The organism is Nocardiopsis synnemataformans (genome assembly GCF_965343085.1).
GTDB lineage: Bacteria > Actinomycetota > Actinomycetes > Streptosporangiales > Streptosporangiaceae > Nocardiopsis > Nocardiopsis alborubida.
Window position 1 is genome coordinate 1 of the sequence record NZ_CBDRFA010000008.1, and the last position, 15,064, is coordinate 15,064.

Consider the following 15,064-nt stretch of genomic DNA (forward strand, 5'->3'; position numbering starts at 1 on the left):
CGACAGCCGCCGCGTTGGTGGCTCCGTATCCCGTCTCGATGATCGCCCCGCGCTCGGTTTCCTCGACCATCGGCAGCTGCCGGACCCGCTGATCGGGGGACGCCAGCGCGGACTCGACGAGTACCTGGAAATGGTCGGCCATGCGCGCGACCGTCGGCTCCCCGAACAGGTCGGTGCTGTACTCGAAGCCGAAACGCATCCCCTCGGGGGACGCTTGGATCATGCAGGTGAGGTCGAAGCGGGATACGCCGACACTCATCCCCTGTTCGACCAGACTGTGCATCCATGGCTTGGGTTGAACCAGAGCCGACTCGTGTTCCAGGAAGGGAAGGCTCTCGTCGGCGAACATCACCTGGAAGACCGGGTTGTACCCGAGGCTGCGTGTGGGCCGCAGCGCCTCGACGAGCCGCTCGAAGGGAACTTCCTGGTGGCTCTGAGCATCGAACATCTGCTTGCGGACCTGGAGAAGCACGTCCTCGAAGCGGGGATTGCCGCGCAGGTCCACGCTGAGGGCGACCGTGTTGACCAGGAACCCGATCATGGACTCAAGGTCGGCGCGGTTCCGGTTCGCGATCGGCACACCGATGACGACGACGTCCTGCCCGCTGTAGCGGGAAAGGAAGACCGCGAAGGCGCTGAGCATGGTGATGTAGTCCGTCACCTGGTACTCGCGGCTCAGATGTGCGACCTGTCGAGTCGTCTCGGCGGACAGCCGCTGCCTCAGAAAGCCGCCCTTGAGACTCTGCTCGTCCGGACGTGGGAAATCGGTGGGCAGCGTGAGCAGTTCCGGTGCCTCGGAGAGCTGCTCCTTCCAGTAGCCCAGATGGAACGCGAGCCTGTCCTTCTCCAACCAGCTCTGCTGCCATACCGCGTAGTCGGCGTACTGCACCTCCATGTCCGGCAGCGGGGAGGGCTCACTGTCGGCCAGGGCCCGGCAGATCTGGAGGAACTCCTGGCAGAAGAGGTTGATCGAGTAGCCGTCGAACACCGTGTGGTGGGCACTGAGCGCCATGACCTGATCGGTCTCCGAGAACTTGATGAGGCGGGCCCGCAGCAAGGGGCCCTCGCCCACGTCGAAGGGCTGATCCCACCACCGTCGGATCTCCTCCTGCGTCTGCCTCTCTCCTTCCTCCTCCGGGAGCATGGACAGGTCGGTCGTCGGCAGCGCGACCGGCCGGTCGTCCGCGATGACCTGCCAGACCCGGCCGTCCTCTTCACGGAAGGTCGTGCGCAGCGATTCGTGGCGTCGAACCATCTCGTCCAGCCCGTCCCGGATCACCGCCTCCTCCAGGGACGCCGGAAGCGGGATGAGCCAGTTGACGGTGTAGGACGTGGTGCCGGGGCTCAGGCGATCGATGAAGAAGAGCCTCTGCTGGTCGAAGCTGGCGGGCAGCGCTTCGTCACGGGAGACCTGGGCCAGCGGGCGCAGTTCCAACGGCTGGAGCTCCTCCTGCCTCCGCTGCAGTTCGCGCGCGACCTCGGCGATGGTGGGCAGTTCGAAGAAGAGACGGACGGGCACCTCCAGCGAGAACACCTGCCGGATCCGGGTCGCCAACTGAGCCGCGAGGAGGGAATGCCCGCCCAGTTCGAAGAAGTCGTGGAGGACACCGATGGGGGAGCGGCCCAGGATCTGCTCCCACACCGAGACGAGCAGCGCCTCAGTCGTGTTGCGCGGAGGGACGCGAACGGTCGTCCCCAGCGACACGGAATCCTGCGGGTTCAGTAGCGCGCGCCGATCGAGCTTGCCGCTGGAGGTGACCGGCAGAGCATCCAGTGCGACGAGGTCGGACGGCACCATGTAACCGGGCAGCCGCTCGGTCAGATACGCGTGGAGCCGGGGGATCAGGAGGTCCTGGATTTCGGCCTTGAGCGGCTGGTTGGCGTAGCTCGACCAGTCCTGGACCGCCTGCCCCTCGATCGCGGTCGGATCGAGGTACTCCTCCTGGTCGGTGCTCGGCTCGATCCCGTCCCGGGTCAGCAGAACGGTGTAGCCGCCGTCCGAGCCGTGGCGGCTCCAGTCGATGGCGGACCGGTAACCGGCCCGCTCGGCGAGCTCCCTGATCTCCTCCGGGTCCACGCCTCGCGTTGGCTCGGCCTGTGCACGCCAGGCCTCGACCGTCTCCAGCCCGGACTCCCCCTTCAGCCAACGGAGGGTCCGTACCGCGTCCTCCACGCGTGAGTTCGCGACATCGCGCAGTCGGATCCGGTCAGGCCGGTCACCATCCAACGTCTCGCGCAGCTTGGCGAGGGTGAGCCGTTCGGAGGCCCAGTCGTGGTCGGGGCAGTTCGGGTTCGGACGCTCTGCCCTGTCCTGGGAGTCGAATCCGACGTGGAGCACCACCTGATAGCGGAACATCGACATCTCGTTGAGATGGCGGCCACCCTTGGGCCGGATCTCGACGCGGGAGATGGCGCCGGTACCGGTGGCCCAGTCCCGAAAGAACGCGGGGTCGAGGGTCAGTTCCTCTTCCTGCCGCACCTGGTGCTGGACACGCCGCCAAAGCTGTTCACGCGTCATGGAGTCGGGCACGCGGTGCGCCTCGACACTGGCGTGGAAGGCTTCGAGCAAGGGGAGGCTGCGGACATCGCCGACGATGATCCGTCCGCCTTCGGCGACTCGGGCCAGCGCCCCTTCGAGAACGCGCACAAGGTAGTCGATGCCGGGGAAGTACTGGACCACCGAGTTGATGATGACGGTGTCGACCGAGTCCAGTCGCAGATCACTGACGCCGTCGGCCTCCCCCTGACTCAGGGTGACGACCTCCCGCAGCTCGGGATGGGCGTCGAGGCGGCTGCGGACGGACTCCAGAACCGATGAGGAAAGGTCCGTTCCGTAGTACCGGTGGCGTCCGGGAGCCAGGGGGAAGAGCAGCAGGCCGGTACCGCAGCCGATCTCCAGAATCGTTCTCGGGTCGTGGTCGCGGACCAGGGCCACGGTCTCTTCCTGCCAGGCCCGCATTTCCTCCAGGGGAATGGGTCGGCCGGTGTAGCTGCTGTTCCAGCCCGAGAAATCGTGGCCGTCCTCGGTCGCCGCGCTCGGATCAAAGGAGTCGTAGACCTCGCGCCAACGGTCGACGCGCTTGTCCGCCAATGCGCCGTCGTGCTCCTGCACGGCCGACTGGGCGAGCTGAGGGTGCGGAATGACGTACGAGACGAGGGTTCGGTCACCCGGCCTGTCCTCACGGACGATCGTCGCCGAGTCCTGGATGGCGGGATGCTCGCTCAGGACGCTGTCGATCTCGCCGAGTTCGATGCGGTAACCGCGGATCTTGACCTGGGAGTCGGTGCGCCCGAGGAACTCCAGATTCCCGTCAGGGCGCCAGCGCGCCATGTCGCCCGTCTTGTAGATGCGGTCCCCGGGAATGGCGCTGAAGGGCGAGGGGATGTACTTGCTCGCCGTCAGTTCCGGTTCGTTCGCATAGCACGAGCTCAGACACGTACCGCCGATGTAAAGGTCGCCGGGAACGTCGATCGGGCAGGGACGCAGGCTTTCGTCGAGAACGTAGTAGTAGGAATTCTGGATCGGCTTTCCGTACGGGATGCTCGACCAGTCGGGATCCACCTCCCCGACGGGGAAGTAGTTCGACCAGACTGTCGCCTCCGTGGCACCGCCGAGACCGACGACCTGGACGTTCGGGAACGCTGCCGTCAGGACGTCCGGTGACTGGAGCGGGATCCAGTCACCGCTCATGAAGACCAGGCGAACGGAGCGAGAGACCACCTCGATCGCGCCGTCTCCGTCCATGGGCAGGAAGGGAACAAGCTGCATCAGGGCGGCCGGCGCCGAATCCCAGAACGTGATGGGCTCACGTGAGATATAGGACAACAGGTTCGCCGGCTCCTGAATGTCCTGGCCCGTGGCCACACGGATCGATCCCCCGGCGGCGAGAATACCGAAAATGTCGTAGACGGACAGGTCGAAGGTGAGAGATGTGACGAACAGGATGCGGTCTTCATGTCCCACAGAGAACGTGGTGTTGACCCATTCGATCAGGTTCACCGCGGGGAAGTGCGCGACCGTCACGCCTTTGGGAGTCCCCGTGGAGCCGGATGTGAAGATGATGTAGGCGATGTCCCGCGGATCACCCTGCGTGGGAAGGTTGCCTCGGGGCATACCCGCGATCTCGTCCGATGAGTGAACGACGTGCGGAAGTTCGGGGTCAAGGTCCCCGTCGCCGGTCTCGGAGTCCAGGCGCACGATGTGGGCGAGGTTCGGGAGCGGGTCGGCGGCCAGCAAGCGTGGCACCAGGCCGGTCTCCGTCAGGACACAGGTGATCTTCAGTGAGTCGATGATCCAGTGCCACCGCTTGACGGGGGCGTTGGCGTCCAGGGGGATGTAGGTCGCTCCCGCCTTCAGGATCCCCAGCAGCGCGGGGATCATCTCCGCGGAGCGCTCTGTGAGGATCGCGACCTGGTCCCCGCGTTCGAGCCCGATGTGCTTGAGGAAGCGCGCGACCTGGTTGGCTCGCTCGTTGACCTCGCGGTAGGTCCAGCGCTCGTCCTCGAAGAGCAGGGCCAAAGCCTCGGGGGTCTTCTCGGCCTGCCTCTCGAACAGGCCGTGGATGCACAGATCCTGCGAGTACGGGGTGTCCGTGTCGTTCCACTCGTGGACGAGCCGGGAGAACTCGGCCTGGGGAAGGAGGGCCAACTCCCCCAGGCAGGCCTGCGGTCTGTGCCCGAATTCCGTCAGGATGCGGTGGAGGTGCCCCACCAGGCGCTCGACCGCCTCTGCCCCGAAACGCACGGTGTCATAGTGGACCGTGAGGGTGAGGCGGTTCCCGGGGGTCACCACGACGCTCAGCGGATAGCCGGCATGGCTCTCCGCCCAGGTCCGGACCATCCGGAGGGAACAGGGGTCGGGCTCCTCCTCGTGATCCTCGACCGTCACCACGGTCTCGAAGAGCGACTCTCCCGAACCGATCCCGCTCCACTGCTGGATCTTCAGCAGCGGGCTGTACTCGTGCTCGTGAAGCCGCGTGTACCGCCGCTGCAGATCCTGCAGCCACTCCGCCCAAGCCATCGAGGCGGGCACGCCGACGCGCAGCGGCAGCGTGTTGATGAGGGCCCCCACCATGCCCTCGATCCCGGGCAGATCAGCGGACCGGCCGGGGGTGGTGACCCCGAAGACCACGTCCTCCGTGCCCTGATAGCGGCTCAGCAGGAAGGCCCAGGCGCCCTGGACCAGAGTGGAGAGCTCCAGACCGTGCCGCTCTCCGACGTCCCGAAGGTGTGCGGTCTCCCGCTCGTCCAGGACCAAGGAGGCCTGGTCGTAAGCGATCTGGCGAGCCTCCGACGGAGCCCCCTCGGCCATGGAAGGCCTGAGCTCCACAGGAAGCGGGCTCGCGGACGGAACGGACCGCAGTTCCTCGCGCCAGAAGGCTTCGGACCGGTCGGTGTCCTGGCGGTTCCACCAATCGACGTAGTCCTGGAACGGAGCCGCCGGCGGCCCGTCGACCGCTCGCTGTGCGACGAGGTGCTCATAGGACCGCTCGACTTCACGGAGTACCCTCGCCTGGCTCCGCCCGTCCATCAGGGCGTAGTGCAGACTCCAGAGAGCCTCATACCGCTGCTCCTCCAGACGGACGAGGTGGAGTCGCCACAAGGGCGCCTCGGGGAAACCGTGCTCATGGTCCCACCGCAGACGGGCCCCGCGTGCGGACGACCGCTGCACCTCGGTCAGGTTCCGCCAGTCCTCGTACTCGAACGGGACCTCGACGCTCTCCCAGACCACTTGCACCGGCTCGTCGCTCGACGCTGCCCGGAAGCTCGTCCGCAGTGCCGCATACCGCTCCGTGACCCGTGCCCAGCTCTCGTGGAACGCGTCGATGTCGAGGTCCTGAGTGATCTCGAACAGCGTCTGCGCGTGGTAGAGCCCGGACTTCCCCCCATGCAGGGATTGGAACAGGATGCCCCGCTGGGTGGGCACCATCGGGTACGAGTTCTCGATCCGGCCGCTTTCTGAAGACGCAAGGGGGTTTTCCACTGGGTCGTCAGGAGTGTTCAAGGCTGCAGTCCTCTTAAATCATGAACGATGCTTTGTACTACCGGTCTTGATTGAGTGCAGTGACGCTCGTCGAACGAATCAAGAGATGCCTTCACGCCGTCGACGTGAACACTCACGACGGGCGCGAACCGGGCCAGAACAAACTCCTGTGAACGTTCCGTGCGAACCTCTTTGTGCTTCAGCGAGAAGACCCGCCACCCAACTCGGAAGAACTGGACGATACCGAGACTAATTCGTGCCGCCGCGCGCAGTAATGCCCAACTGGGGTGCTATGGCCCTGATCAACCGGCTACCCCTTCCAGGGCACATCCGGTGGATCCCACACATGACGTACTGTGTTCCACTGGTGACCGAACAAGACTAAAGGGGATGGTTTGCTGAGTTTTCCCAGCCCTGCACGTGGTCGAGGACGGACGGACGAATTCTCCGCTCTCCTGAATCGCGCGGGTGGCGCCACAGTGCCGTTGGTGTCAAACTCCGAAAAGGGTCGCATTCTGCCATCAGAAGCGACCGGACAGTGAGCGTGGGCCACACCTCGATCCCCGCAACGACCGGAGAGCGCCGACATGATCCTTCTACTGCTGAACGCGGTCCTGATCCTGGCCGTCGTGGCCGCCATCCACGTGTACCTGTACAGGCGCCTGGTCAGGGACGTGTCCAGGAAGGACGGTGTGTGGCGGCGCACCGGCACCGTGCTGGTGTGGCTGTTCGCGGCCGTCACCGTCGGCGCGATGGTCGCCGGTCCCGCCGACGCCCCCTTCCGGCTCGTACGCGCCCTCGAAGGGCCGGGGCTCTACTGGCTGGCCCTACTGCCGTACCTCATCGTCGCTCTGCTCCTGGGGGAACTAGTCCGCCCTCTACTGCGGAGGGCCCTCGCCCGCCGCGCCGGGGACACTCCCGTCCCCGGCGCGTCACAGCGCAACGGCCCGGCGAACGAAACAGTCGATGAAACCCGCATCGAGAACGAGGAAGCGGAGAGCGGGTCATCCAGCGGGGATAAGGAAAGAAATTCCGAAACCTCCCGCAGAATATTCGTCGCCCGAACCGCCGCGATCGGCGCGATCACCCTCGGTGGATCGATGGCGTATCTTGAATCCATGGTTGGAGATTCACCCTCGCAAAGTTCTGGGGACCGCGGGATAGAGGTCTCCCTGCCCTTCACTGGACTGTGGCGCGTCGAGAACAGTCCGGCCCGGCGCGTTCCGAGCCATGGAACAGACATGTACGGTGGGCGCTACGCCATCGACTTCGTCGGTGTGGACGACAGACACCGGACGGCAGGCAGTCGAAGCTGGCGAACTTTCCTCGCCACCGAGCCGCCGGAACTCTTCTTCGCCTTCGGTCGGCCGATTCTGTCCCCCGTCCACGGAACCGTTGTCGCGGTGCACGATGGCGAGCCCGACCACGAAGCGCGCAGGTCACAGGCCGCGTTGATTCCGTACGCACTGAGTCAGGGAGCACGGGTCCGCCAGGGCGTGGGAGCCATCGCCGGAAACCATGTGGTGATATCTCTTGCGGAGGGCCGTGTCTTCGTCGCTCTGGTGCATTTCCAGGCCGGCAGCATCCGAGTTTCCGCCGGTGACGAAGTCGTGGTGGGCCAGCACATCGCGAGCTGCGGGAACTCGGGAAACTCAACCCAGCCGCATGTGCACATGCAGGCCATGGACAGTGATGACCTGTCCGGCGCCAGGGGCGTACCCATGCGGTTCCGCCACTTTCGCGAATGGCCCTCCGGACTGGCGCGGAACCACGTCCGGGATCTGGCTGTCCCGGGGGAACGCGCGGTGGTGGAGCCCTTGTAGACCACGCCCGCGGCGGCCGAGTGCCCTTGGTGGCACTCCGGCGGCGCCGGGAGCGGTATCAGAGAGCCTCCGGCTGGTGCGGGTCAGCAACCGCATCCGCCGGAGGCTCTTCATCGAACGGCCATGCCCACCGCCGACGTCCCGACCGCTGCGGCCAGGTGCCGGGCACCGATGTGGTTCATGTCCGTCGGGCCATCATTCGGTAGGCAACCAGAAATCCCCCGAGGGACCAGACCGCGAGAACGAGGAAGGGCATGAGCCGGACACCGTCGGGCGGAACACTGAGCGTATCGCGGAAGCTCTCGGCCATGTACTGGAACGGCAATACCGTGTGAACGGCGGCGAACCAGTCAGGAAGCCGGGAGACCGGAAAGGCGATCGGTGAGAACATCAGCGCGACGAACACCACAAGCTGGGACATCATCCGGGCAACCGGCGGGACAAGTCCGTATCCGATGCCATAGCCAATGCCGATCGCGGCGGCCGCGGTCAGGAGGATCGCGGGAACGATCAGGGGGCTGATCTGCAGTTCCAGGTCGAACCGCAGCCAGGCGACCATGAGCGCGGCCAGCATCCCCGGCAGAGCGGTCACCAGGGCGATCGTGGCGTCGGATGCGATGAGCGCGCTCCGCGGCACGGGCAGCGACCGGTTGAACTCGAAAATGCCCTCCTGCTTCGCCGAAGCGACTTCCTGGGGCCCGATCACCATCCCGACGGTGACGAGCCCGAGCACGGGCGCACCCGTCGCCAGGTAAAGCGCCGTTTCAGCGTCCATGGTGGGCATGAGGAACGCGAACCCGACGATGATCCCCACCGCGAGGCAGGTCTGGATCACCAGATTCAGCGGCAACGTCGCACGTCCCCGCAACCCCGCCCAGCCGAGCAGCAGGCCGTAGCTAGACATCCAGTGACGCATCGTGCTCCCCTTCTTCTGCGGTGGGCGTGGACTCCCCGCCCACGAGGTCCAGATACACGTCCTCCAGGCCGACCGGCACAAGAGAGAATTCGTCGATCTCCTGTGAGTCGCGGAGTTGCTGCGCCCACGCGAGCGCAGCGGCGGCCGCACTGGATTCGAGGGCGACCGTCAGCCGTCGGGGGGCACGCACCGCAGGGCCCGCGGTCGCGATGTGGTCCGGGATGGAGGGGAGGCTGTCGATGTCCGCAGCCGTCATTTCCAGTCGGAGATCGCCAGCCGCGCGGGAACGAAGCTGTGCCGCCGTCCCCTCCGCCATCACCTTTCCGGAGTCCAACACGACGATGCGGTCCACGCTCCGCTCTGCCTCGATCACGTTGTGGGTGACCAGCAGGACGGCGCAGCCCCGATTCGCCAACTCGCGGATCTGCTCCCACAAGAGCCTCCGGCGGGCGGGGTCCACGTCGTTGGTCGGTTCGTCGAGCATCACGACCTTGCCGGGTGACGCCGCGGCCATGCCGAACGCCGTCAGCCTTCGGACACCCCCGGAGAGCCGCTCACCCGTAGTGTCGGCCCACTCTGCGAGGTCCAGGACCTCGATCAGTTCATCGGTCCGCGCGCCGGCGGCCTGCTTGTCCATCCCCCGGATACGGGCCATCGATTTAATGACCTGTCGAGGTGTCACGCCGGTCAATGGTGCGTGCGATTGCGGCATCACCGCGACCATGCGACGGACTCTCGACGGTTCCGCCACCGGATCGCATCCATCGACCCGGATGGAGCCGGACGTTGGCACGGTGAGCCCGGCCACCTGATTGATGAGCGTCGTCTTGCCAGCACCGTTGTGCCCGAGGAGACCCACCACCTCGCCGGCCTCAACATGTATGTTGACGCCGTCATTGGCGCGGGCCCCGCGCTTGTAGACCTTCACGATATCTTTGATGTACAGCAAAACATCTTCCTGTTGACTCGGAGGTACGGTCCAGCATTTGGATCGGTCCGGAGCGGCTGCCATGCGGAGCGTGGATCGCCAGTCGACGCCTTCCGCAGCGAGGGCTTAGGGTGTGATCGAAATCTAATAAGGCGTTTTCCCGGAGGGCATGCGTGAAGGCTCTCAAGCATCTGCCGCTGTGTCCTTCTCTACAAGCTTCCATTGCAGGGCCATGGCCACAGCCATGGTCCTGTTCTTACAGTTAAGCTTTGCCAGCAGGTTCGCGACCAGGCGTTTCACGCCATGCGAGGAGATTTGGAGCTGTGTGGCGATCTGTTTGTTACTGAGTCCGCGAACCAACAACTGCAAGGCCTGCGTCTCCCTCGGCGTCAGCTCGGGCAACTGCGGTCGCGCGTGACCCTGACCACCTCTCGTACGGGCCAATAGCCGTCCCGCGATCGGTCGCGGAATCACCACGTCGCCTTTGGCTACATTCTGTAGGGAGTCGTCGAGTACTTCCGTGGTCAACAGGTCCATAATGAGGAACCCGTCCGTGGACAATTTAGCCACACTGTCGAATAAACGATCATCACTTCGTGGGAGCAGGAGAAGTATTTTGGAGCCGATCGACCATGACCGCTGCGCGAGTTCCTCGATATCCGCTACCTGCTCGTCGCCACAGCCAAGGATGACGACGTTCGGCGGTTTGTCCATCAGCTTCTCGGCACGGAAGCCAATCGAATCAAATGGCACGATTTCATATCGAGTCGGAGCCGATCTCAGCATTGCAATGAGCCCTTGGTGGATTACTTCACTGCCGACGTGGATCGCCACCACAAGCGACCCACACCCACGCCCAGTCAGAGAAATTGACTTAACCATGTACTCAATCCCAGCGATTTCTGCATGATCCGCTTGTACCCGGATTCAAGAAAACAAGGACGGGTGTGGAGACGCCACCGGATCCCGCTCGGGAGACGGTGACGCACCGCAGGATCCACCAGCACCGTTGGGGGAGGGCGAATCCGTGCTGGCCCTGATGGGGCAGGGCCTTCTGAAACCAGCTGACGAGCTGGCCACGTCCCCCGAAGGGGCGCGGGCGCCAGGGCTCAACGAGAGCACCCACGCCCGTACCGACTCCTTCACATCCCGGGTCAGCGTGAACCGGCATGCCCAGAACAGCCCTTCCGGCAGAGCGACGCCAGGTCATGAAGATAGGCGGTGGTAACTTCATTTACTGCTCCAGTTTCGACACGGCGAATGAACAGCAGGGAGCCGTCGGGTTCCAAGAGGGCGATCTCGATATTTCCGGCTCGGCGGTGGGCCTTACCGAGGCCTGGAGGCCGACCTCTTCCCCCTTGACGCTGGTGACCGCCGCAATCGGGGGAAGCCTAGCCATGCAGGCATGAGAAGCACACACCTTTCCAGGAGAAATACTGGGCGCATCCAGTTCATAGCAGCGTGTCTTCTTGCGAAATGCGCTGGTTTCTGATATATGGAACCAGACCCAGCGGATCTGCCAAGTTTGCTGCTCATGGCGGTGTTGCCGAGCCATGGAGTCACCTAGCCGGCGATTCGGCCCGATGTGAATAAAAAGCCTGCGCGATTCTGATATTCGATGCCCTGGAATCACGTGGACCAGCCGATAGGGTACAAATGTGCAGGTAGAGGGCGATGCAAGCACTGGCGAATGAAAGCGTTTCGGCCCATGCGTGCAGGTGTCAAAAATATGAACCTGCCACGAACAGCACATGAACCCAACCCGGACAGCAGTGCTGCTGACCCGCCAAGACCTCGTCGAACCAAAAATTCGCGTGGCCGGATGCGGCCACACCCGGGGTTCCGCGCAATGGTGGCGGCCGTCGACCGGTGTCGAATCAGATCGGCAAACATACGTTCGGATGGTGAAGCCCGCAGGAATTAATGACGCTGGAATCTCGCTGGCAGATGCTGTCAATGCCCATGTGAAGCACATTGCAACGACACTGGAGCGCCCTCTTCAGTGACAGCTTTTCCAGGAACCCCCTACACTAATACTGGAATCTGTGATGTCATGCCTGTCATGCCCCCTGGAAGAGAGGTCATAGGCCGGTACGGGCGCGAGCTACGTGCCATGCGCAAGGACTCCGGCATGACACAGTCGGTTCTGGCACGCGCGGCCAACACCAGCAAGAGCACCATTTCCGCAGTTGAGAGAGGGATCACGGCCCCGTCAGCGAACCTGCGCGCGGACCTCGTGAACGCTCTGGGATCCGAACGTCTACCCCGTGTGTGGGAAGAGCTGACCGGTGACGACCGTGAAGCTTGGCGGGAGGAAGTCGCCGAACTCGTGGACAGGTCGAGTGCGGTCTACGAATACCTGGTCCTGGCTTGGTCCGCTCACCTGCAAAAGAGGGCTTACGCGCAAGCCTTGATCAAACACGGGGCTCAGTGGCTCACCGACGAGGAAGTGCGGTCACGAGCGGCCGCGAGGGCCAAGCGTGCGGCGAGGCTGGCGGAGAGCACCCACCCGAAGCTGTGGCTGGTCGTGGACGAGACCCTCCTCTACCGGCGGTACGGGAGTCTGAAAGCCACCCAGGAGCAGTTGGAGTCCGTGGTGGACCTCATCGAGCGCGGGCGCATCACCATGCAGCTGATCCCCATGGACGCTCCGAGGCATCCCGGTGGCTCCGGTCCGTTCAAGCTGATCACGACCACGGGTGCCCACCCCGACGTGCTGTTCACCGAGAGCGCTCGTGATGGCCAGTTGGCCACCAACACCACGGAGACAACGCGCTGGCGCATGCAGTTCGCGGCGCTGCAAAGCGCGGCACGTTGCCCGGACGAGACCCTCGAGAGTCTGAGGGCGGAACTGAGCAGGTTGAACACTGGACAGTAGGCCGACTTGGCACAGGAGTACGTCCTCCAACGGCGGGGCGAGTTCCCCGGGCGGAACTGCGCCGGATCACCGCCGCCGCCTATGCACGTCCAGGCCAGCACCGACCGGGGACCGCGCGACCTCGCCGTGCCCTGCCTGGTCTTGGGCGGTGAGGAAGGCCCCGTCGGCTCTCATGTGGATGGAGCGGTGCGTCGGCCCCGCTTCCACAGGGACACCAGTGAGTTACCTACCCGCCGAGGCGTGCTGAGTTCCGCAGACGCTGGTGGCAGCACCTCACGTCAGTGAGCAGGCCGCTGACGCTTCAGGGGGTGTCAGGTCGAACGCCCGGCGATGGGGTGGTAGGCGCGTTCCCTGCCTTCGAGGGTGTCCGTGACCGTGGCCCCGAGGCTGTTGAGGATGTGGGAGCGCACCAGTCCGGCCGCGGCGGCACCGTCGCCGGTGACGACGAGCTCCAGAATCTCGTGGTGCTGGTTCAGGTCGATGGTGCGCGGCTCGGCGCCCGCAGGCAGTTCCAGGCCGATCCGCCGGTACCGGTCGGCCTTGTCCCACAGGTCGTCCAGGAGCCTGGTCATCACGTTGTTGTGGGAGGCGGCGTAGATCGCCCGGTGGAAGGCCCGGTGCGCCGCGATGGCCTCCTCGCCCCAGGTGCGGGTGACCGGTAGGAGTGCGTCGGCCGCCTCCCTCATCGCGGCGATGTCCTGTTCCGTGCGGCGCAGCGCGGCGAGCTCGGTGGCGGAGGGCTCCAGCGAGAGACGGGCCTCCAGCAGCTCGCGCGCCTCGGAGGCGCTCATGGGCGCCACGCGGACATCCCGGTGGGTGTCCATCGCGACCCAGTCCTCGCTGGCCAGCCGCCTGATCGCCTCGCGCAGGGGCGTGATGCTCATGCCCATCTCCTCCGCCAGCTCGTACTGCGACAGGCGTGATCCTGGGGCGAGCTCACCGGAGGTGATGCGGCGGCGCAGCTCGGTGTAGGCCAGCCCGCCCTTGCTGGAGAAGACGTTCGCGCTGGTCATCGTGACCTCTCTCATCCAGTTCTCGCTCGCGGGCTTGTGACCCCCGTCTCAGCCAGTATAGGCTCCGCATAACTTATAAGGGTCTTATAAGACCAAGCTCAGCAGGAAGAGACCCATGCGAATCGTTTCCGCCCACGTCGGCACCATCCCGATCAGCTCGTCGATGCGCAACGCCTACATCGACTTCAGCAAGATGGACTGCACGGTCCTGGCACTGGTCAGTGACGTGGTGGTCGACGGCGAGCCCCTGGTGGGTTACGGCTTCAACTCCAACGGCCGGTACAACGCCACGGCCATCCTGAACGAGCGGATGCTGCCTCGGCTGCGCGACGCCGCGGCGGAGGAACTGCTGGACGGAAACGGCGAACTCTCACCCGCCAGGGCGTGGGACGTCATGATGCGCAACGAGAAGCCCGGCGGACACGGTGAACGCTCCGTCGCCGTCGGCGTGGTGGACATGGCGCTGCACGACCTCGCCGCCAAGGCCGCGGGGGTGCCGCTGTACCGGTGGATCTCCGACCACTACGGTGACGGCGAACCGGACGAGGACGTCTTCGTCTACGCCGCCGGCGGCTACTACGCGCCCGGCAAGACTCTGGAGGACCTCCGGGACGAGATGCGCGGCTTCCTCGACGCGGGGTACGAGATCGTCAAGATGAAGATCGGCGGCGCCGACCTGGCCGAGGACCTCCGGCGTATCGAGGCGGTCATCGACGTCCTGGACGGCGACGGGTCCCGGCTGATGGTGGACGTCAACGGCAAGTTCGACCTGCGGACCGCGCTGGAGTACGGCCAGGCCATCGACCAGTACGGCCTCTTCTGGTACGAGGAGGTCGGCGACCCGCTGGACTACGGCCTGAACGCGACGCTGTCGGAGAACTACCGCAATCCCATCGCGACCGGCGAGAACCTGTTCTCGTCGCAGGACGCCCGGAACCTGATCCGCTACGGCGGGATGCGACCGGACCGCGACTTCATCCAGGTCGACCCGGCGCTGAGCTACGGGCTGACGGAGTACCGCCGGGTCCTGGACATGCTCGCCCAGCACGGCTGGTCCTCCCGCCGGTGCGTTCCGCACGGCGGGCACCAGTTCTCACTGCACATCGCCGCGGCTCTCAAGCTCGGCGGCAACGAGTCCTACCCCGGAGAGTTCCAGCCCACGGGCGGCTTCACCGACGACGCGGTGATCACCCGCGGTCGCGTGGCGCCGGGTGACCTTCCGGGCATCGGACTCGAGGGCAAGGCGAAGTTCCACGACATCCTCCGGGGCCTGCACGGCTGACCGGCCGAGACCGGCGGCTCCCGTGCCGGTCGCGGACACGGGAGCCGCCGTCTCCGACATCGCACACGACCGCTCCGAAGCAGCGTGGACGACCATTCGACGACGAGCGCCGCCGACGGAGTCGGTTCCACGACCGCCGACGGCCCTCTGTTCCCCGTGCGGAGTACCCACGGCCCGTTCTCCCCCACGGCCGGTGCCGACCCGCGTGCCACCCGAGCCGATCTCCTTCAGCAAGTCGAGC

General features: G+C 65.2%; 9 protein-coding genes. 4 read left to right on the plus strand and 5 right to left on the minus strand.

All coding sequences use genetic code 11. The annotated features are described in order from the left end of the window. Window positions 1-5,929 (minus strand): amino acid adenylation domain-containing protein (locus tag ACSIH6_RS06080; RefSeq protein WP_435107231.1); only part of this gene is annotated, 5,929 nt, incomplete at its 3' end. Between the two features lie 641 nt (window positions 5,930-6,570). On the opposite strand from ACSIH6_RS06080, the gene ACSIH6_RS06085 reads away from it, so the two are divergent. Then, window positions 6,571-7,806 carry a M23 family metallopeptidase gene (locus ACSIH6_RS06085; protein ID WP_435107232.1) on the plus strand — a complete coding sequence of 412 codons (1,236 nt, stop codon included), beginning with the start codon at window positions 6,571-6,573 and terminating at the stop codon, window positions 7,804-7,806. A gap of 178 nt (window positions 7,807-7,984) precedes the next feature. Here ACSIH6_RS06085 and ACSIH6_RS06090 read toward each other — a convergent pair whose 3' ends face one another. The 3 genes from ACSIH6_RS06090 to ACSIH6_RS06100 form a co-directional block, all read right to left on the minus strand. Next, a complete protein-coding gene (locus ACSIH6_RS06090) occupies window positions 7,985-8,722 on the minus strand; it encodes an ABC transporter permease (protein ID WP_435107233.1) in 738 nt (245 codons plus the stop codon). Continuing rightward, window positions 8,703-9,650, minus strand: coding sequence for an ABC transporter ATP-binding protein (locus tag ACSIH6_RS06095; RefSeq protein ID WP_435107234.1), 948 nt, complete (start codon window positions 9,648-9,650; stop codon window positions 8,703-8,705). Before ACSIH6_RS06095 ends, ACSIH6_RS06090 begins: the two co-directional genes overlap by 20 nt. Window positions 9,651-9,833: 183 nt before the next feature. Then, window positions 9,834-10,484 (minus strand): LuxR C-terminal-related transcriptional regulator, encoded by a 651-nt coding sequence (locus ACSIH6_RS06100; RefSeq protein ID WP_435107235.1) that lies wholly within the window; start codon window positions 10,482-10,484, stop codon window positions 9,834-9,836. A gap of 335 nt (window positions 10,485-10,819) precedes the next feature. On the opposite strand from ACSIH6_RS06100, the gene ACSIH6_RS06105 reads away from it, so the two are divergent. Both ACSIH6_RS06105 and ACSIH6_RS06110 read left to right on the plus strand, forming a co-directional pair. Continuing rightward, complete coding sequence (locus ACSIH6_RS06105) at window positions 10,820-11,059, plus strand: hypothetical protein (RefSeq protein WP_435107236.1); 240 nt, start codon at window positions 10,820-10,822, stop codon at window positions 11,057-11,059. 653 nt (window positions 11,060-11,712) lie between these two features. Then, window positions 11,713-12,528 carry a helix-turn-helix domain-containing protein gene (locus ACSIH6_RS06110; RefSeq protein ID WP_435107390.1) on the plus strand — a complete coding sequence of 272 codons (816 nt, stop codon included), beginning with the start codon at window positions 11,713-11,715 and terminating at the stop codon, window positions 12,526-12,528. Between the two features lie 311 nt (window positions 12,529-12,839). Here ACSIH6_RS06110 and ACSIH6_RS06115 read toward each other — a convergent pair whose 3' ends face one another. After that, window positions 12,840-13,541: a GntR family transcriptional regulator gene (locus tag ACSIH6_RS06115; protein WP_435107237.1), complete on the minus strand. Its 702-nt coding sequence runs from the start codon at window positions 13,539-13,541 to the stop codon at window positions 12,840-12,842. A gap of 115 nt (window positions 13,542-13,656) precedes the next feature. On the opposite strand from ACSIH6_RS06115, the gene ACSIH6_RS06120 reads away from it, so the two are divergent. Then, a complete protein-coding gene (locus ACSIH6_RS06120; RefSeq protein ID WP_435107238.1) occupies window positions 13,657-14,823 on the plus strand; it encodes an enolase C-terminal domain-like protein in 1,167 nt (388 codons plus the stop codon). Window positions 14,824-15,064 lie beyond the last annotated feature (241 nt).

Coding starts and splice junctions, on each gene's coding strand:
- ACSIH6_RS06105 (WP_435107236.1), top strand. CDS start 10,820: ATGCCCAGAACAGCCCTTCCGGCAGAGCGACGCCAGGTCATGAAGATA.
- ACSIH6_RS06115 (WP_435107237.1), bottom strand. CDS start 13,541: ATGACCAGCGCGAACGTCTTCTCCAGCAAGGGCGGGCTGGCCTACACC.
- ACSIH6_RS06090 (WP_435107233.1), bottom strand. CDS start 8,722: ATGCGTCACTGGATGTCTAGCTACGGCCTGCTGCTCGGCTGGGCGGGG.
- ACSIH6_RS06110 (WP_435107390.1), top strand. CDS start 11,713: ATGCCCCCTGGAAGAGAGGTCATAGGCCGGTACGGGCGCGAGCTACGT.
- ACSIH6_RS06120 (WP_435107238.1), top strand. CDS start 13,657: ATGCGAATCGTTTCCGCCCACGTCGGCACCATCCCGATCAGCTCGTCG.
- ACSIH6_RS06085 (WP_435107232.1), top strand. CDS start 6,571: ATGATCCTTCTACTGCTGAACGCGGTCCTGATCCTGGCCGTCGTGGCC.